This is a genomic window from Flavobacterium sp. FlaQc-48 (genome assembly GCF_044007335.1).
Taxonomy (GTDB): domain Bacteria; phylum Bacteroidota; class Bacteroidia; order Flavobacteriales; family Flavobacteriaceae; genus Flavobacterium.
Genome location: NZ_JBIPCR010000009.1, coordinates 16,321 through 36,357, shown reverse-complemented (window position 1 = coordinate 36,357; position 20,037 = coordinate 16,321). Strand labels below are relative to the sequence as shown.

Below are 20,037 nucleotides of genomic sequence, written 5' to 3'. Positions count from 1 at the left end.
TTTTTATAAGCCTGTAGCCATCGTTTTTAAACCTCTTTCTCCTACCAGATTTTTTCTTACGGCAAGACTGCGGTACAATTCAACCGGATTTAATGCTGCTCCTGAACGTAAACGGGCTTCGGCAACCAGGGCACGAACATCTGTACGGAAAGCATTTTGCAAAATTTCCTGTGCTTTTACTACATCATTTTCTTCCTGAGCAATTTCTAAAGCTTTTCTGTCTACTAAAAGTGCCTGCGCATAAGCAATCATAATGGCTTCAACAGATTGTAATAAATCTTCTAAAGGATCTTTTATGTTGTGAGAAGCATCAATCATCCAGCCTAAATCTTTGGCATGGTTCATTCCTCTGGCGTCCATTCCTTCAACTAATTCATTAAAGATCAAGAACAATTGGTAGGGTTTTAATGCTCCGGCTGTTAAATCGTCATCTCCATATTTTGAATCATTAAAATGAAACCCTCCTAATTTATTGTCCATTAATAATAAAGAAACGATTTGTTCGATATTAGCATTGGGCAAATGATGTCCTAAATCGACTAAAGTCTGTGCTTTATCGCCTAGTTTTTTTACATACGAATAAGATTGCCCCCAATCTGCTACAGTCGTAGAATAAAAGTTAGGCTCAGCACATTTGTATTCTAAAAACAATTTCCAGTTTGAAGGCAATGCATCGTAGATTTCTTCTAAACTTTCTAAGGTATTCTGGTAGGCTTTTCTAAAGTTTAACTGTCCCGGAAAAGAGGATCCATCGGCTAACCAAATTGTTAGTGATTCTGATCCCAATTCGATTCCGTGTTTAATGACTTCGATATTATGTGCGATCGCTTGTTTACGAACTGCTTTGTTTACGTTTTGTAATGATCCGAATTTATACGAATGTTCCTGATTTGCCTGATCCTGAAACGTATTCGAATTCATGGCATCAAATCTTAAATTGTGCTGTGCTGCCAGGTTTTTTATGGCTTTGTAATCCTGTGGAATATCCCACGGAATATGTAATGAAATAGCACCGGAAGCATTGTTTAAAGCATGAAGCAAACCTACATCTTCAATTTTTTCTTCTATCGAACGTGGTTCTCCGCCTCCTGCAAAACGACCAAATCTTGTTCCTCCGGTTCCTAGTGCCCACGATGGAATTGCAATTTGAAAATCGATTAGTTTTTTAATAATTGATTCTGTTTCACCAATTTCTGATATGGTGAAAGCAAATTTATTCTGATGTTTTTTTAATAAATCCTCGTTATGAGATTCAATATTGCCTGATTCGATTAACATATTATTTTATCTTTTAATAGAGATTACAATATATATAATTAAAGCTTTAATATGTTTTTTTTTACCACATAGAAATATAGGTTTCCTGGTTTATAAAAGGCGTTTGACTGGAGTCAATATTATGGCTTTCAACAAATACCTTTAACTTAATTCTAATCTATGTTCTATGTGCTCAATAACTTTTTCAGCTTAATTATATAAATTGAACTCTGGTTTAACGTTACTATTTTATGCTATTTTGTTGGTTTTCTCAGTGTTTTTATATTTAAAAAAAATCTAACGTTCAAATGTTATCGAACGTTAGATCACAAAAAACCACTTTTGTTTTAAACAAACTTATAAAAACTTAAACAACTTATCTGTAAAAGCCCATTGATACTCCGCCATCTACGTTTAGCGCATTTCCTGTTGATTTACCCAGTAAACCACCCACAAAAGCGTAACAAGCGTTTGCAATATCATCGGGCAATATAATTTCATTCAATAACGTGCGTTTTGCATAGTAAGCCGGCAGTTCTTCTACCGTGATACCATAGGCTTTTGCACGACCTTCTGCCCAGCCTCCGGACCAAATATTGGAGTCTGAGATTACTGCATCAGGATTTACTGTATTTACACGAATTTTATCTGCTCCAAGTTCAGCAGCCATTAAACGTGTTAAATGTGCCTGAGCTGCTTTTGCCGAACCGTAACCCGGATTATTTGGACCTGCTACGACAGCATTTTTAGAAACAATGTTTACGATGTCTCCGCCAAATCCTTGTTTGCGCATTACTTCGATTCCGGCTTTAGACACAATAAACTGCCCTTTTACCAGAATGTCATATAGCCTGTCCCATTCTTCAAGAGTGTGTTCTGCAATAGATTTAGAAATACTAATTCCGGCATTATTCACTATAATATCAGCACCACCAAAAGCTAAACAAGCTTCGTCTAATGCTTTTTCTGTACTTTTTTCATCCGTTACATTCAATAAAGTGCTTGAAACAGCATCTTTACCAAATAATTTAATAAACTCTGCGGTCGCTTGTTCTAAACGCTCTTCATTGATGTCATTAATCACTACACAAGCCCCTTCCTGAGCAAATTTTTTCGCAATTGCCTTACCAATTCCTCCGGCAGAACCTGTAATAACAGCAACTCTTCCGGATAAGGCTTTTGGTTTTGGCATACGTTGTAATTTTGCTTCTTCCAGCAACCAGTATTCAATATCAAAAGCTTCCTGATGTGGTAAGGAAGTATATTCTGAAACTGCCTCTGCCCCTTTCATTACATTTACGGCATTGATATAATATTCTGATGCTAAACGTGCCATCGTTTTATCTTTGGCAAACGTAAACATACCCACTCCGGGATATAAAATCACTACCGGATTTGGATCACGCATTGCCGGCGAATTTGATTTTTTGCAAGCATTGTAATAATCTTTGTATAAGGCTCTGTAAGCTTCAAAAGCAGGTGCTAATTTTGCTTTAACGGCATTGATATCAGATAAATCTTCGTTTGGATCTAAGGTTAAAACCAAAGGACTTATTTTTGTTCTTAAAAAGTGGTCCGGACAAGACGTTCCTAATGGTGCTAATTTTGACAAATCATTAGAATTAATGAATTCCAGAACTCTTGCATCATCTGTATAATGTCCAATCATTTGACGTTCTGATGAGCAAAACCCTCTTAAAACCGGAGCTACTTTTGCCGCCTTTAGTTTACGGTCAGCTTCCGGAAGACTTTCGATTTTTTTACCTCCAAAAACAGCACGTTTTTTTCCGTAGTTGTTTTCTAAATACTCGGCGCATTTTTCAATTATTTCAAGTGTATTGATATAACTTTCGTATGCAGTGTCTCCCCAGGTAAATAAACCGTGAGAACCTAACATAATACCGCGTAGTTTTTTGCCTTTTTGGGCTGCTTCTTCCAGACAGCTTCTTAATTGAAGTCCTAAGTCAAAACCAGGACGTTGCCATCCCACCCATCCAATTTCACCGTTGAATAATTCTTCGGTAATTTTAGCTCCGTCTTTTGCGGCAGCGATGGCAATTGCGGCATCAGGATGTAAATGATCAATATGCTTAAAGGGTAAAAAACCATGCAAAGGTGTATCTATAGAAGGTGCTTTTGAAGCCAAATCAAAAATACAGTGATTGAACAATTCTACCATTTCATCTTCAAATTCGATTCCGCGGTATACATTTTCCAGATTACGAAGCCTGTCTAAATAAAGTGCAGCACAACCGGATTTTGTCAATGTACCAATATCACCGCCAGAACCTTTAATCCACATTACTTCAGAGCTTTCTCCTGTTAACGGATCTTTATCTGTAATTTTTACCGAAGTGTTACCTCCACCGTAATTTGTTAGTCTTAAATCAGCTCCCAGTAAGTTAGAACGATAAATGAAAAGCGCCACTTCATCTCCTGCTAATGCTGCTGCCTTAGTCTCGTCCCATAGATAGCTTACATGCTTAAAATTCATATTTTTTGTGTTTATATTCGACATTGTTGTATTGGACATATTTGTTTTACTGTTTATTTTCTGTATTTATAATGAGTTTCCAATTCCGACTAAAACAATCGAAAGCATAATTAATCCAATTCCAAAACCAAAAGTTCTTATTGTTTTTTTAGAAACTCCTGACCATTCTTTTAAATAGAATCCCCATAAATTTGCCGTCAGAATGATGGTCGCCATGTGTAAAATCCATGAACTTGCACCATTTCCTAATTTGCTTTCCCCCATTCCGTAGAAGAAAAATTGTAAAAACCACATGGTTCCTGCAATAGCCGAAAAGAGTACGTTTTTGGCAATTGGTGATTTTGTATTCGTATAATCCGAGAAAGTTTTATTCCTGAAGTTAAGGTACATACACCAGATAAAATTAGTAGTCAGACCTCCCCACATCAAAACGATATAGGTAACATTATTTTGAAATAAGGGGTTACAGCCATAGGCGACTGCTGTTTCTGCCATTGGTTTTCCGGCTTCGATTCCGTAATTAAAAAAGGAACTCAAAACGCCCGAAATAACGGCTATTATCAAACCTTTTACCAGACTAAAATCCTTGTCTTTGTTTTCATGACCTGTTGCAAAATCTTTTTCTTTGAGCATTCCGGCTTTTCCTGATATGGCAATACCTACAAGACAAACGGCTACACCTAATAAAACCAGGCGTCCGCCTGAACTGGCCAGCATATCGCTAAATGAAATTTTTCCGGCTGTTGGGTATAAATCGTAATATACAGAAGGAACCAAAGCTCCAAAGGCAGAACAAAATCCAAGTACGATAGAATTTCCCAGTGACATTCCTAAGTAACGAACACCCAGACCGTATGTTAATCCTCCAATTCCCCAAATCAATCCCATTGTAAAGGTGAAAGCTTTTATTGAAGGGGAAGCAGTTGTGATAATATCAACAAAATTTGGAATGGTTAAATAAGCGGCAATGGGCGGAACTATTAACCAGGAAAAAAAACCTCCAACGATCCAGTAGCTTTCCCAGGCCCAATTTTTTACTTTCTTAAAAGGCATATAAAAACTACCCGAAGAAAACCCTCCGATAGCGTGAAAAATGATTCCTAATAATGATTCCATTAATAATTTTGTTTTTGGTTAATGCGATAGTTAGTTTGGTTTTGTAAAATAATAGAATGTAAAAAAGAAAACTGTCCTGTACTATCCTTTATACTTTTGTTATTTATGTTAAAACTGAAGATTATCAAGAAGAACTACCCAATTTTATTGGAAATATAAATTTAAAATTTCTATTTTAGCAATCGATTTCGTAATTATTATATCCTCAATTTGCCCTGAATAAACAAATCAACAGAAACATACAATAAGCCTTATTTTATTTCAATCCTTTTGTGAGAAAAGTGGTAAATGAAATAATTCATGCGTTTCCGGATTAAACTTTTGTATTAATTATAAGTCAAAATGATTTTACAGCAAGTTGTCATATAATTTATAAGCTACCAAAAATGATTAAACTGATTAAAATAGATGAAGATTCAAGAGTTCCTAAATACAAACAAATTGTAGACTCTATCTTGCAGAATATCGCCAACGGAAATTTAAAAATAAATCAAAAAATACCCTCAATAAATAGCTTTAGCGAAGAATTCTATATGTCGAGAGACACGGTAGAAAAGGCTTATAATATTCTAAAAGAACGAAAAATAATATCCTCAATCAGAGGAAAAGGCTATTATATTACCCGCACAAAACTTGAATCTAAAGTAAATATTTTGTTTTTGTTTAATAAACTGAGCGCTTATAAAATGAAAACATACAGTTCTTTTATTAACACCCTTGGAGCCAATGCACATACCGACCTGCATATTTACCATTGCGATGAAACTTTGTTTTTGAACTTACTGGACAAATTTGAAGGCGCTTATGATTATTATGTAATCACAACACACTTTAAAACAGATGAATTAAAGCATCTAAGTTTTACAGATGAAGTGGCAAAAGCAATCCAGAGAATCCCGGACGAAAAGCTGGTTTTAATGGATAATATTAAATTGGGAATGGAAGGCGAAATCATCAAGATTTATCAGGATTTTGAAAATGACATTTACAATGCTTTAAAAGAAGGTCTTGCAAAAATAGCCAAGTATAAAAAACTAATTCTGGTGTATCCGGAAAAGGCAGTTTATCCTTATCCGCGACGTATTTTACATGGTTTTAAAAAGTTTTGTGTTGAACATGAAATTAATTTTGAAATTCTGAGCGAAGTCTACGATGATATGATCCTTAAAAAAGGAGATTTATTTATTACAATCGAAGAATCGGATCTGGTGAATTTAATGAAACAAATTCGCGATGAAGAATATGTTTTAGGCAAAGATATTGGTGTTATCTCGTATAACGATACCCCTTTGAAAGAACTATTAGGCATAACGGTAATGTCTACTGACTTTAATGTAATGGGAGAAACTGCTGCCCGAATGATTCTGAATAAAGAAAAAGGACAGGTTAAAGTGCCGTTTAATTTTATTGACCGGAATTCGATTTAGGAGTTTTTTTTGCCACAAAGACGCTAAGGCGCAAAGTTTTCTTTCTTTTTTATATAAAAGCAAAGTTGTACCGTATTAATATAAAGACTTTACTTTGCGATTTTGCTGCACTACCTGTCCAGTCATAAGGCGATATTAATGTGACTGCATTTTATTAGAAGTCTTTAGGCTGAGTTTCTATCTTTTAAAAAAAATAAACAGTTCGGAAAACGTAGATAATATCTGATAAAATGAATATTTGACTGGATAATTTTTATCTTTGAAAATCAGAATTTATAATCGAATGGCTTTATCTTTGAGCCTTCAGAAATTTGACACACATTATGGAACAGAAAATACATCAGGGAAGAAATGTAAAACGCTTTAGAGAAATGCTTGGCATTAAACAAGAAGCATTGGCTTTTGATCTGGGAAATGACTGGAATCAAAAGAAAATTTCTATGCTCGAGCAAAAAGATATAATTGAAGATGTCATACTTAAGCAAATCTCAAATTCATTGAAAATTCCTGTTGAAGCTTTTCAGAATTTTGATGAGGAGCAGGCGGTGAATATCATTTCGAATACGTTTGATAATGGTTCAGTATTGTATGGTTATCAAAGAAATGATAATTGCACCTTTCATCCAATTGACCAACTATTAAAACTTCATGAAGAAAAGATTGCCTTGTATGAAAGAATGTTAAAGGAGAAAGATGAGATGATGGCAAGGCTCGAAAAAATAATCAATAAATAATTCCGAAATAATCATTTATAAGACCTATTAATACACAAAAAGAGACTCTGAAGTCTCTTTTTAATTTTAGGAATTAACCTTTTTTATGTCTTATTCGAACGTGGCCTGCCAGGGGTATAAAGGTTAACCCACTTTCTGAAATTACTCTCAGTAAAATTATTCTCTCTTGCAACCGAGCGAATTGAATAATTATTTTTTAGAACTTCCTGAACACAACGAAGTTTAAACTCGTAATTATATAAATCTCCCTCACTGCGTTTCTTACAAGAAGACCTATTTATCTTTTTGCTTTTGAACCTTTACCAAAACAATCTTTGGTTTTGGGGCCGGTTTCATGTCTTTTCCCATATAAAAACTCGTATGAGGCGGTTGATTATAACCCACATTCTGCCAGGCCACACTCAATCTGTATTGCGGATCGTGCATTAAAGTATATTGCCTGATTTCGGTTGGAATTGTGGTCGAATACATTCTTAATTCCGTATTATCCTCAGATCTCAGGATTAATTCTTCCCGCCAGTCTCCCAGAATATCTGCCGAAAGTGCCGGCGTTGATTTGGTACCGTTATTAGATGCTGCACCTATTGCCGTAAACAACCGGCCTGCATTGTATTTATCGATATAATTAGAATTCAGAAGCTCTCTGGAAGAATCACCATCCCAATAAATTAAAAAATTAGTCGAAGTGGGCACCTTGCCTATTTCATTTCCTTTCATATCATGCAAATACGGAGATCCTGACCACCAGCATTGTGCTCCTTTTCTGGTTGGGTCGATATTATCCGCAACGCCGCGTCCCACATCCTGATTTAGGGAACCGGTAAATAAAACTTTTCCGTCAGCTGCAGAAAATAGCGTTACGCCCGGGCCAGTTGTTCCGTTTTCTATTTCATGAATTCCAAAAACTTCCAAGCCCGGAACATCAAGGTCTAAATCGGAAACATGCAAAGCGTCTCCGTGCCTGAATCCTGTGGTATACAATCCTTTTCCATCATCATCCACACACATCGATCCGTAGATAATTTCGTCTTTTCCGTCATTATCAACATCTGCAACCGTGAGTCCGTGATTTCCCATTCCGGAGTAGGGGTTTTCGGCATCTTTACTATCAAAGACCCATCTCGAAGTCAGTTGATTATTTTTAAAATCCCAGGCAGCCAAAACCGTTCTTCCGTAATAACCGCGACACATGACCACACTGGGATGGATGCCGTCCAAGTATGCAATACAAGCTGTAAAACGATCGATTCGATTTCCTTTTGTATCATTTCCTCCGCTCCCGCCTCTTCCGCCCCAGCCTGCCAGATCACCTCGTTCCGGAATATATTCAGTAGTTGTAATGAGTTTGCCGGTACTTCCGTCAAAAACCGAAAGGTATTCAGGTCCTTTTAAAATTTTACCATAGGTGGGAGATTTTTCGTCCCTGTCGACCCAATCTTTCGCAGGATCTCCAACCACATTATCCTGACTATCGGTTGTACCGTCGGCGGTTTTACAAACAAACTCCGAAATTCCGTCACCATCTAAGTCATACACCATAAATTGGGTATAGTGTGCGCCTTCGCGGATGTTTTTCCCGAGACTGATCTGCCACAAAAATGTTCCGTTCAACGTATATGCCTGAAATATTGGAGGATCCGTAATTCCTTTAAAAGAATTATCCAGGCTTTTTCCTGTCATGTGAACAATCAGGTCATATCTTCCGTCTCCATCTAAATCCCCCACCGAAAGATCATTCGGGATATATCCCACAACCGGTTTTAGTTTAATTGACAGGTACTGTTTATCCGGGCTTTGGGCGGGAATGGTAAAACTTCCTTTTGTATCCGTTTCTTTTCCTTTTAAGACTGTTTTTACAAACCAGGTATTTTCTTCCTGGTTATTGGCTTTGGTATCAACGAAATTAGTTGCTCCGGTAATAGGATTATTGTTTAATCTGACGGCTTTTTTAGTACCGCTTTTTCGGTATAAATTAAAAGACAGATCATCAGGATCTGTGCCTAAAACCCGCCATCCAATAAAAAACTGTCCTTTATCTTTTACGGCAATTACACCCCGATCCAGGTTTTCCATTTGCCTTTGAGCGAATGAAAGCACCGTTGACAAAAGAAATAATAGTAAAATTTTATTCTTCATAATTGGTGTTTTTTATAGGTTAAATATGGGGCACAGATGACACGGGTTTTGGCTGGTATCCGTGCGCCATAAAATCAAAACATCTTCTTAAACCCTTCGCTTTGTACTTTCCAGGTTCCGTCTTTTGGGAAACCGGGATTTTGTTCCGTACTACCGTCCCAACCCGCACACATCATGGCAACAGCGGTTAGTAATCCTCCATTTCCGGGAAGATAAAGCGTTAATCTTTCTGCCTGATAATTGTGTCCGTTTTTTAAATACGTATTCGTGGTTACATTCATAAACAAGGCATCAATTGCTTTGTCAGGCATTTGCAAGCGAGCTGCAGCCATCGCTGTCATTGGAAAATCCCAACCCCAGGTTTTATCCCAGGACCATGTTTTCCAAACCAGGTCAAACGTATTTTTCATGATTTTTTTATCTAAAAGTGACGTTTCCGGAAGCATTCCGAAAGTTCCTAATACAGATGGATGATCTGTTTTGAATTCGGGATTGGTATACGAATCGGTTGCGCTTTCTGTTGCCAGATAGACCTGATCTGCTACTGGCAATGGAGATAGTTTCGCTAAAACCGTTTCCCATTTTTCAGGTACTTTCCGGTTTAGTTTTTTCTTCCACATAATTGCCGTTTTCAAAGCCCAGTTCCAGTACGCTAATTCATAGGTAGGATTAAACGTTTCCATCGCTTTAAAACGTTCCTGTGCCGGAATAACTCCCGGTCCTAAAACATAACGGTCATTTTTTGCATCGTAATCCGCAAAAGAAGCCATAAAATTAGCCGTTTCAAAAACCCGCTCACTGTATAAATTTAAAGTGCCTGTAGTTGGTTTGGCGCGATACATCAACTCAGCATAGGTAATAAAATGTGGCTGTTGCCAAAGCAAAAACGATCCTACAGATGACGGGCTTTCATTTCCATCCGGATCAGTCATTTTTTGCCATCTTGCTCCTTCGAAACCTTGTCTTTTGGCAATATTCTTGGCTTTATCAAAAACTTTCTGATACCACGGAAGGCTTTTTTCTAATAGCTCCGGTCGGTTCCAAAGTGCAAAATGAACGCCATGCCACCAGTGCATTTCCAAATGCGGTTTTCCATACCAGCTATTATAGGTTAAACCTGTTTCTTGTGGCGGAACTTTTCCTGTACATTGTACTTTGGTTAAATATTGCGAAAGAATCACTCTTCGTTCCAGTTCTTTGGCGCGAGGATCTGTACTTCCGGAAAAATCTACTGCTGCACCACTTTTCCAAAATTCCTCCCACCCTTTTATACTGCTGTTTTGAATAGCTGTGAAAGAAGAATTGGGTGTTTTTTTATCGGTTAAAGTAAAAAGACAACTCAATTCTAATGTATTTGTATCGGACGCTTCGACCACAAAATAGTGATCTGAAGTCTTTTTAATCTGTGCATTTCCTTTCCAGTTTAAATTGACATTGTATGATATACTGTCCATGACATGCGTTACGACAGCATCTGTTTTTGATTTTTCTGCCAATGTGCTTTTGTAATCCTGTTTACCTTCCCATTTTGTTCCCATGTCTGCCCAATCGCCTGTAGGAAACGGAATTCTTAAACTGATTTTTAAACGTTTTTGCTGTAATAAATCCGATTTGACTTTTACTCCAATCGCATCTTTTTCCTGATGTGAAACCGTCAAAACGGTAACCGGAACTCCTTCAACTTCAAAATAACTTTCGATTTCTCCTGTCCAGAGATTTAATTTTTGGGCAATCGCTTTAATGTCTTCCGGTTTTGCAATACTTCCGTCTTTTTTGGTAATTTCAAAACCTAAATTCCCCAATTGCAACAAATGCGGATTCTGGCGAAACCAGTTTACGGCTTCAACTTTTCTAGCTGGTTCTTTGATCTGAACCGTATATGAAATCGCTCTTCCATACTGTTTGTAATCCCTTAGCGTTTCTGAAAATTTATAATTATTCGTGTTTTTATAACTGTCCCAACCCCACTCCGATTGTGTTCCTAACGGAATTCCGTTTTCGTATTTTTTAGGAAATGTCTGCAATCCGGTAGCATCGACGGTAAAAGCAAACGCACCGTTTCCGACAGTCAGTGAAGCCAAAGTATCCATAGCTGTAATTGAAACATTATGCCTTGTAACCAATGCTTTTCTGTCTATTCTTTGCTGTGCCGAAAGCGAAACAGAAAATAGTTGTATAATAATTAATAAATATTTTTTCATTTGAATATATGTTTACGTTTTATAATCACCTCGCTAAAGTCAAACTCATCAAACCAATCACAACATCATTGGCAATGGTTCTTAAAGTCAGGTTTTTTAATGTTTTATTTTCATCTAATGGCAAATCTAAAATTGTTCCTGCACCGCCATCCACCCCGTAACTGGTAAATCCTTTTATGGTTTTGAAAGCTGCAAAATCTCTTGAAATTTCCCCTGTTTTAAAATAAACCCTTGGTGGTTTTGGGGCATCTGTTGTAAATGCCAGACCATCAATAAAATAATCCTGTTCGATTGGCCACCAGTTTTCGGGATTTTTCAGCTGTAAAGTTTCGCAGGTCCCATCAGTGTAATTAACTGTTATTTGACCGTTTACGATTCGGCTTTGCATTGGGTTTGTTGTTCCGGCAAGCATAAAATAAGCGTGCGAAGCTTTTCCGTTTAAAGGAATAGTAATGCTTTCTGGAAAGTTATCCCACATGGATGTGAAGATAATATTTTTTAGATTCTCATCAGAAGGCGTCTGCAACGGAATTCCGTTTGGCATGGTAATCTGTCCATTGGCTTTTGCTTTTTCACGTAAGCCTTTATCGTCTATTTTTACGGAAATGTTCGGGTAACACCAATTTCCAATACCTTGTTTTGGAAGCTGTAAAGTCACTGTTTGCGGTCTTGGCGACAGATATTCGTAATTGAAAATATCTGTCACTTTTGCATTAAAAAATGATGTTAGCGAAATGGTTTCTGCCTTTTTTGATGTATGCAACGGAAGATCCCGGTTTGTAACTATTTTATCCGACTGGCTTTCGGCTTTTATCTTTACCTGAACAGGTTTCCACCATGATAATTCACCTTGCTTCAATTCCATAAAAAAGAGTTTATCACCAACCGAATTTACTTTTGCCCTAAGCGAATGTTCTGTTTTTGAAATTTCACTTAAAACTGATTGCGGATCATAAATTGAAATAATTTTAGCCTCAGACGTTTTCAGGTCCAGAACTTCATTCAAACTATAATCTCCTTTCCATTTAACATCTTCCGGAACCTCTCCTTTCCATTTAATTGTAATATCATAAACCGCATTATAGGGTACTTCAATACTTATTTTTGGATTTCCGATGTTTTCTGAAACCGTTTTCCATGAAACGGAATTTCCATTAACAAAAATACTTTCTACAGCTTCATAAGGTGAATTCAAAATGAGCTTTAAATTCATTTTAGCTGAAAGCTTATTTTTGATCCCATATTTTTCTTCTTTATTTTCTCTTTTAAAATCAATGGAAACATCCGGTATTTCCAGAGAAGCCTGATCCCATTTTTCAGGGAAACCCGGTTTGATCGTTAAGATTCCCGCCAATGCATCGGGCTGGATCCCAAAAAGTCCTTCGACCAAAGTCCGGGACGCCATACCAATTGGGTCGGCAAAATCACGATACAATTCGCCACGCATGGCATCCTGATACAACAACTGCTCAAATCCGCCTGGCGAAGCGCCTAAATAGATGCTTTCTATGAGGGCACTTTCCCACATGGTAAAAGCTTTTTCCGATTGTCCGCCTTGCCAGAAAGCCAATGCCGTATGCAATTGTTCAGCCAAAGCCACATTATTTGTCGACCATGTATAAGGCTGCCAATTGGTCGTACTAATGACATAAAGATCCTTTTTATCCAAACCCTTTGCCGAAATCGGTATGTGGGGAATTTGATTGTTAACATAGTCTAACATTTGATAACTCTCGAAAGGGTTCGACAATTCTGAATCTATTGTGTGATAAATGCTCCAGATTCCGGGAGAATCGTGCAGTAATCTATTCCCTAGTGCATCCTTATATTCGGCAAAAATTCCTTTATTGGCAATCCAAAGCTGGTTGTTTGTGGCTTTTAGGATTTTATCAGCTTCTTTTTCAAACGGGTTTTGATCCTGCTGAATTTTCTTTGCAATTTGAGCAACGGTTTTGTTGGCATAATAATTATACGCCGAAGAATGAATGACCCCGCCACCACTGTATTGCAAAGCATCACTCTCCCAGATTGACGCGTATGCATCGTACAATCCGTCGCCATCAGGATCGAAATTTCTTTTTTCCCAGTTTAAATGTCGCTGGATTGTGGGCCACATTTCTTTTATGAATGTGGTATCGCCTGTCCATTTAAAATGTCGGAGCATTTGGTCTATAAAAACCAAATTCATATCATAATGATGTGCCACATTATTTTTATTCGGACTTCTGCTAATATATCCGCTGCTGAACATGGAAGTTCCCATTTCTTCTTTCTGGCGCGCTAAATTTCTTTCTTCATCTAATACGATCGGGCCACTCTCAGGACTTGTCACTTGTGAATTGCTGTAACTGGTAAAATGTGTTTTGGCCCGATCGTGCCAGCCCAAAGGATCAGCTGTATAAGCACCTCGCCAGGCATTTAAATACATTCTCCAGGCAATAGCCCCATGAAGATAAGCCGGGCTTTCCCAAATTCCGTCAGCTGCTATCGAGAGTGCAGATCCTAAAGTATTTATGTAGGGATCGGGAGTAGAAACTTTTACTCTGTTGGCCAAAAGCTGTGTTTGCTTAACTGATTTTTCATAAAGTTCTGCAATGCTTTTTAGATTGTAATTCGTTTTGGAATCCTCCGTCACAAACAACCAGTAATCTCCTTTTTCTGAAATCGATTTTATTTTTCCCGTAATAAGAGTCAGGGCTTCGGGATTTGAATCAAAAAGCTCCAGTGGCTTATCTTGCATTTTAGCATTAGCGAGATGCGTAATTGATTCGGGAAAAAATCCGGTCAGTTTTTTAGTATTTCCGGTTTTCTGTTTATTACTTTCGGAGCCATAATCTAAGAGAAAAGACTGCTTTTTTATGATGTATTTATTATTGATGCAGTACTCGGGCTGCAGATAAAAAACCGATTCGGGATCTGCACCAATATCTCCGTCACGACTGAACTTTTTTCCGGTTGCACCACCAAAAGCCCATATCAGACCCGTCTTTTTGGCTACGTTTTTACCGTGTACTTTTACAATAAACCCTTCGTCTTCTTTTAAGGCTACAACATCTATAAACAATTTTCCGGTTCCTAAAACAGGATCTTCAATTGTATATTGCATCGTGCCTAAAACGTAACGGGTATCTATTTTTGCAGCTTCGGTAATCCATTTACTCTCTGTTCCGTTTATTAAACCGAGCTTAAAGTTCCCTCCCATTCCCGGCATGTACATAGCAAATTCGGGCAAATCGCCAGCCTCAACCCTAAATCCTGTATTAGAACCATATAATGCCCTGTTGAATTTTCGGGTACCATTTTTTAGAACAAAACTATTTCCTTCCGGTGCATAATGTATTTTACGCAGTGCTTTATTCTCCTGTCCAAACGTTACAATTGAACCTAAAAATAAGCCGATAAGAGTTTGAATAAAGTACTGTCTAATTTTCATAAAGCTATAAAAATGAATAATTCATAAATTCGAATAACAAAATTATTCTGTTCTAATTTTATTAATTCCGTAATGCAGATGCAATTTCTTTGTTTTTTAGTGGTATAGTATCCTGTACCTACCTGATTTTGATAAAATCGTAATTTATAATTTTTCAACATTTTAACATCATAGTACAGGATACTATATAAATACAGAACTCCTAGTTTTGAAATAACATCAAATTAACTATGCAATCAAAAAAAAGAATTCAGATTTATAGTGCCGTTCTACTGTTTTTATTTATTTGTAAAAGCAGTGCGCAACAAACGGATAAAATTTATCTTTCCGGAAAAGATTTTGAGCATCCTGTACAATGGGATTTTTATTGTACTGATGGAAATAACAGTAAAATATGGTCCAAAATAAATGTTCCCTCACAATGGGAATTAGAAGGTTTTGGTGAATATACGTATGGAAGATGGTACAAAGAACTCAACCAAAAAGAACCCAGCAAGGAAGAAGGTTTGTACAAATATGAATTTGAGGTTCCTTTAGCTTATAAAAATAAAGAAGTGTTGATTGCTTTTGGAGGTGCGATGACCGATACCGAGGTGAAAATAAACGGAAAATTAGCGGGAGCGATCCATCAGGGTGGTTTTTATGAATTTAAATATGATATTTCTTCTTTATTAAACTGGGGTTCTAAAAATATTTTAGAAGTTCATGTCTGGAAACATTCTGCCAATAAATCGGTAAATGCAGCAGAACGTCGCGCCGACTGGTGGTTGTTTGGTGGTATTTATCGTCCGGTCTGGTTAGAAGTTTCCCCTAAAACACATATTGAAAATATTGCTGTAAACCCGAAAATGGATGGTTCGGTTACGGTTGATCTGACTCTTAAAAACATTCCTAAAAATGCCATTTTAGAAGCTTCGCTTAAAGGTTTAGAGGGCGAAAAATTTGAAACTTTTATTTTTCCAATTAAAGCCAAAAGTACCAAAGAAACGATTGCGGCACAATGGAAAAATATAAAACCATGGAATCCTGAATCCCCGAATTTATACGAATTGAAATTGGTTTTAAAACAAAACGGAACTGTACTGCATCACTATAACAAACGAATAGGCTTCAGAACGCTGGAGTTTAAAAAACAGGACGGAATTTATGTCAATGGTATCAAAATTATCATGAAGGGAATCAACCGTCATTCGTTCTGGCCTGAAGGCGGACGAAGCACAAGCAAGCGCATTAGCGAAATGGATGTCCAACTAATCAAAGGCATGAATATGAATGCGGTTCGCGGGCATTATCCTCCTGATGATCACTTTTTAGAAGTTTGTGATTCATTGGGCCTTTTTGTTCTCAATGAACTGGCAGGCTGGCAAAACCCATATGATACTGAAACCGGAACTAAACTGGTTAAAGAAATGATAACGCGCGATGTCAATCATCCCTCCGTAATTATTTGGGATAATGGTAATGAAGGCGGCTGGAATTATAATGTCGATAAAGTTTTTGCCGAAAATGATCCGCAAAAAAGAATTGTAATTCATCCGTGGGCCGATTTTAATGGTTGGGACACGCATCATTATCCGACTTATTTAACGGGAATGCATCGTTTTAATGCGGGTGAAAATGTATTTTTCCCCACTGAATTTATGCACGGGACTTACGATAACGGTCACGGAGCGGCTCTGGAAGATTTCTGGAACCGCTATAAAGAAAGTCCCTTGTTTGCCGGTGGATTTATGTGGGCAATGCTCGACGAGGCCGTAAAACGCTCTGACTGGGCGGGCGATGTTAAATTTGATTCAAAAGGTTCGCTTGCCGCAGATGGAATTTTGGGACCTCATCGCGAAAGAGAAGGAAGTTATTATACCGTAAAGGAAGTTTGGGCGCCAATTCAGTTTCAACCCAAACAAGTTACCGAAGGTTTTGACGGATCGTTTTTAATCTCTAATGATTATCTTTTTACTAATCTAAAGTCCTGTAAAATGGATTTTAAAGTTCTTAAAGGAGAGAAAAACGTTCTTTATACAAATGGCCTGTTAAAAGAAATAAGTGCAGGTAAAATTGAAATTCCGGCTATTGATCCGGGTGAAACACGTCAAATTAAATTTGATGTGCCGGGTAATTTTTCTGAAGGTGATATTTTGACTATTTCAGCTTATGATCAGTTCAATATAGAAATTTATACCTGGACCTGGCCTATTCATAAAGCCAGATTTTATGCTGAAAAATTCTTAGCCGTTCAAACTACAAAAGCAAAAGCCTCAGCTGTAAAAGCCGGAAATGAAATTACGTTAAAAGGAAATAATGTTTCAGTAACTTTTGACACTTCAAATGGAGAAATTACATCAATTAAAAACGGAACCTCAATTATTCCGTTAACCAACGGTCCTCGTCCTATTGGAATGAAAACCAAACTAAAAGACATTGAAATTTCGCAAGAAGCAGATAAAGCAGTTTTGACAGTACACTATTCGGGAGGATTATCTGCCATTAAATGGATTATGGAACCAGACGGACGGTTTAAAATGGAATTACTTGCCTTAAAAAATGCTTCTGGCGGAGAAGGTTTTGACGGCGCTTTTTTTGAAGATAAAATCAACGCTTTCGGAATTACATTCAGTTTTCCTGAAAAAGAAGTTATCGGTATTAAATGGTTTGGAAGAGGCCCATATCATGTTTGGAAAAACCGAATTAAGGGAACTACTTACGGGATTTGGGAGAAGGATTATAATAACACCATAACGGGCGAAAGTTTTGAGAATCTTATTTATCCTGAATTTAAAGGATATCATGCCAATTTGTTAGGAGCGAATCTAAAAGCCGGAACTGCATCGTTTAAGGTTTTTAGTGAATCTGATAACTTATTTTTGAGATTATTCACACCCGATTTACCTAAAAATGCCTTTCCGGGAAGTTATCCTCAACCGGCATTTCCTGAGGGGGATATCTCTTTTATGTATGAAATTCCGGCGATGAGAGATTTCAAACCCTTAGAACAACAAGGACCACAAAGTCAGCCTTCCAATATCAGGATTAAAAGCGGTGATGATGGGATTATGATGAATTTGTGGTTTGATTTTAGGGGGGATTTTTAGTTTCAGGTTTCAGGTTTCAGGTTTCAGGTTTCAGGTTTGTCAAAGTTTTCAACTTTGACAAATCTCGATATTCTGTTTTCACATTTCACATTTCACAATTTAAAATTCACAATTCAATTATGAAATCAATTAGAATACTCACTTTCTTATTTCTGGCTTTACTATTTTTCAACTTTACATTAAAAGAAGACTATAAGCCAACTGTATTCATTGTAGGCGACTCTACCGTAAAAAATGGTAAAGGTGATGGTTCTGGCGGACTTTGGGGTTGGGGAGATTATATAGGGCAGTTTTTGGATACTACAAAAGTTACGATCGAAAATCACGCTTTAGGCGGCACAAGCAGCCGTACTTTTCAGGATAAAGGTTTATGGAATGCTGTTTTAAACAAACTCAAAAAAGGCGATTATGTGCTGATTCAGTTCGGGCATAATGATGATGGGCCAATAAACGATAGCCTTCGTGCACGCGGAACCATAAGAGGCATTGGAAATGAAACGGAAGAAATTGATAATATCCTGACTAAAAAACACGAAACGGTTCATAGTTACGGCTGGTATATTGAAAAAATAGTCCGTGAAGCCAAATCAAAAGGAGCGATTCCGATTGTTTGTTCTCCAATTCCCAGAAATGACTGGAAAGACGGAAAAGTACCTCGTAACAACACTTCTTACGGATTATGGGCAAAACAAATTGCCGATAAGGAAAAAGTAACTTTTATCGATCTGAATGATAAAATGGCCCTTGAAATGGAAAAACTGGGCGAACAAAAAGTAACGGGAACTTATTTTTATAAAAAAGACCATACGCATACCTCAGCAAAAGGTGCTGTGCTCTCGGCTTCGGTAATTATCGATCAATTGAAAGAAAGTAAAAATTCCCTGAAGAATTATATTTTAAAAGATCCTAAAATCATTCTTCCGCCGAAGAAAAAAGTCTTTTTAATTGGAGATTCTACTATGGCAAATAATAATGACACAAATGCTGTGGGCTGGGGAGTTGTATTTCCTGCCTACTGCGATACGACAAGTATTGACGTAATCAATAAAGCAAGAGGCGGAAGAAGTACCAGAACTTTTGATCATGAAGGCCTTTGGGATGAAGTAAAAAACCAACTGCAACCCGGAAATTTTATACTAATTCAGTTTGGGCATAACGATGCAGGAGCAATTGATAAAGAAAAATTCAGAGGTTCCTTAAAAGGAAATGGTGACGAAACTCAGGAAGTAACCTTACCTGATGGTTCCAAAGAAATTGTACATACTTTTGGGTGGTATATGACGAAATTCATTCGGGAAGCCAAAGAAAAAGGTGCCATACCCATTGTTTTAAGCCAAACACCAAGAAACGAATGGCCAGATAATAAGGCAGAACGCAGAAATGATACGTATGGTAAATGGTCTAAAGAAGTTGCAGATAAAGAAAATGTCTTTTATATTGATTTAAATGAAATCGTAGCGCTTCAATATGACGCGCTGGGAAAAGAAAAAGTAAAGGCATTTTTCCCAAAAGATCACACGCATACCGGTTTAAAAGGGGCGAATTTTAATGCTTTAACGGTTTCAGAAAGTATTAAGAAATTAAAAAATTGTAGCCTTAAGGATTATTTATAAGCTGTAAAGCGTGAATGGCAAGTTGCCGATTAGGTATTATCTCTTTTCATTTCTAACATGTACCTTTTAACCCTCAATTTTTATCCCATAAAAAAACCTCGTTTAAGTAATTAAACGAGGTTTTATTTTGAATAAAAATATTATTTTTTTGATTCTTCGATAGAAACTTTTCTAAACTCTTTTAAAAGTTTTTCAATTTCTAAAGTAGATTTACGAGCTCTTGCTCCAGCAGCTTTAACACCTTTTTCTGTTAAAGATTCAGCTTCTGTTTTAAATGTTTCAATTTCGGCGTGGATTTTTCCTAATAGATCTTTCATGCTTATAAGTATTAAATTAAGGCGCAAAAATAAAAGTTTGAATGATAGTTACAACATATTTCACGTTAAAATTATCACTGTTTTTTAGACTTTAAATTAACATTAAATTTACTTCGCTATTTCTCAACGAACCCAGAAAACACAATCAACTACAGATCAATTACTTATTCAGGAATCAAGCCGCAAAAACACCTTTACAGCGATTAAGGAGCTCTCTAAA

General features: G+C 37.0%; 12 protein-coding genes. 4 read left to right on the top strand and 8 right to left on the bottom strand.

The features are described from left to right. Positions 1–3: 3 nt before the first annotated feature. The 3 genes from ACHRWY_RS15215 to rhaT form a co-directional block, all read right to left on the bottom strand. Positions 4–1,278 carry a TIM barrel protein gene (locus tag ACHRWY_RS15215; protein WP_395355779.1) on the bottom strand — a complete coding sequence of 425 codons (1,275 nt, stop codon included), beginning with the start codon at positions 1,276–1,278 and terminating at the stop codon, positions 4–6. 355 nt (positions 1,279–1,633) lie between these two features. Beyond that, complete coding sequence (locus ACHRWY_RS15210; RefSeq protein WP_395355999.1) at positions 1,634–3,775, bottom strand: bifunctional aldolase/short-chain dehydrogenase; 2,142 nt, start codon at positions 3,773–3,775, stop codon at positions 1,634–1,636. 42 nt (positions 3,776–3,817) lie between these two features. After that, on the bottom strand, positions 3,818–4,867 hold the full coding sequence (gene rhaT / locus ACHRWY_RS15205) for an L-rhamnose/proton symporter RhaT (RefSeq protein WP_395355777.1): 1,050 nt from the start codon (positions 4,865–4,867) through the stop codon (positions 3,818–3,820). Positions 4,868–5,253: 386 nt separating this feature from the next. On the opposite strand from rhaT, the gene ACHRWY_RS15200 reads away from it, so the two are divergent. Both ACHRWY_RS15200 and ACHRWY_RS15195 read left to right on the top strand, forming a co-directional pair. Continuing rightward, entirely contained in the window at positions 5,254–6,294 is a 1,041-nt protein-coding gene (locus tag ACHRWY_RS15200; RefSeq protein WP_395355775.1) for a GntR family transcriptional regulator, read from the top strand. A gap of 323 nt (positions 6,295–6,617) precedes the next feature. Further along, positions 6,618–7,028 (top strand): XRE family transcriptional regulator, encoded by a 411-nt coding sequence (locus ACHRWY_RS15195; protein WP_395355774.1) that lies wholly within the window; start codon positions 6,618–6,620, stop codon positions 7,026–7,028. An 83-nt stretch (positions 7,029–7,111) separates the two neighbouring features. Here ACHRWY_RS15195 and ACHRWY_RS15190 read toward each other — a convergent pair whose 3' ends face one another. The 4 genes from ACHRWY_RS15190 to ACHRWY_RS15175 all read right to left on the bottom strand — a co-directional run bounded on the left by ACHRWY_RS15190 (position 7,112) and on the right by ACHRWY_RS15175 (position 14,798). After that, positions 7,112–7,309 carry a transposase gene (locus ACHRWY_RS15190; protein ID WP_395355997.1) on the bottom strand — a complete coding sequence of 66 codons (198 nt, stop codon included), beginning with the start codon at positions 7,307–7,309 and terminating at the stop codon, positions 7,112–7,114. Next, positions 7,302–9,164 (bottom strand): rhamnogalacturonan lyase, encoded by a 1,863-nt coding sequence (locus ACHRWY_RS15185; RefSeq protein WP_395355773.1) that lies wholly within the window; start codon positions 9,162–9,164, stop codon positions 7,302–7,304. The genes ACHRWY_RS15190 and ACHRWY_RS15185 overlap by 8 nt, the downstream gene beginning before the upstream one ends. A 74-nt stretch (positions 9,165–9,238) precedes the next feature. Beyond that, complete coding sequence (locus ACHRWY_RS15180; RefSeq protein ID WP_395355771.1) at positions 9,239–11,365, bottom strand: hypothetical protein; 2,127 nt, start codon at positions 11,363–11,365, stop codon at positions 9,239–9,241. A gap of 25 nt (positions 11,366–11,390) precedes the next feature. After that, entirely contained in the window at positions 11,391–14,798 is a 3,408-nt protein-coding gene (locus ACHRWY_RS15175) for a DUF4450 domain-containing protein (protein WP_395355769.1), read from the bottom strand. A 230-nt stretch (positions 14,799–15,028) separates the two neighbouring features. Between ACHRWY_RS15175 and ACHRWY_RS15170 the strand changes: the two genes are divergently transcribed. Next, positions 15,029–17,887 carry a glycoside hydrolase family 2 TIM barrel-domain containing protein gene (locus tag ACHRWY_RS15170; RefSeq protein ID WP_395355768.1) on the top strand — a complete coding sequence of 953 codons (2,859 nt, stop codon included), beginning with the start codon at positions 15,029–15,031 and terminating at the stop codon, positions 17,885–17,887. Between the two features lie 119 nt (positions 17,888–18,006). After that, positions 18,007–19,500 (top strand): rhamnogalacturonan acetylesterase, encoded by a 1,494-nt coding sequence (locus ACHRWY_RS15165; protein ID WP_395355766.1) that lies wholly within the window; start codon positions 18,007–18,009, stop codon positions 19,498–19,500. Positions 19,501–19,640: 140 nt separating this feature from the next. Here ACHRWY_RS15165 and ACHRWY_RS15160 read toward each other — a convergent pair whose 3' ends face one another. After that, positions 19,641–19,817, bottom strand: a complete 177-nt coding sequence (locus tag ACHRWY_RS15160; protein ID WP_072962226.1) for a histone H1 — start codon at positions 19,815–19,817, stop codon at positions 19,641–19,643. Positions 19,818–20,037: the final 220 nt, after the last annotated feature.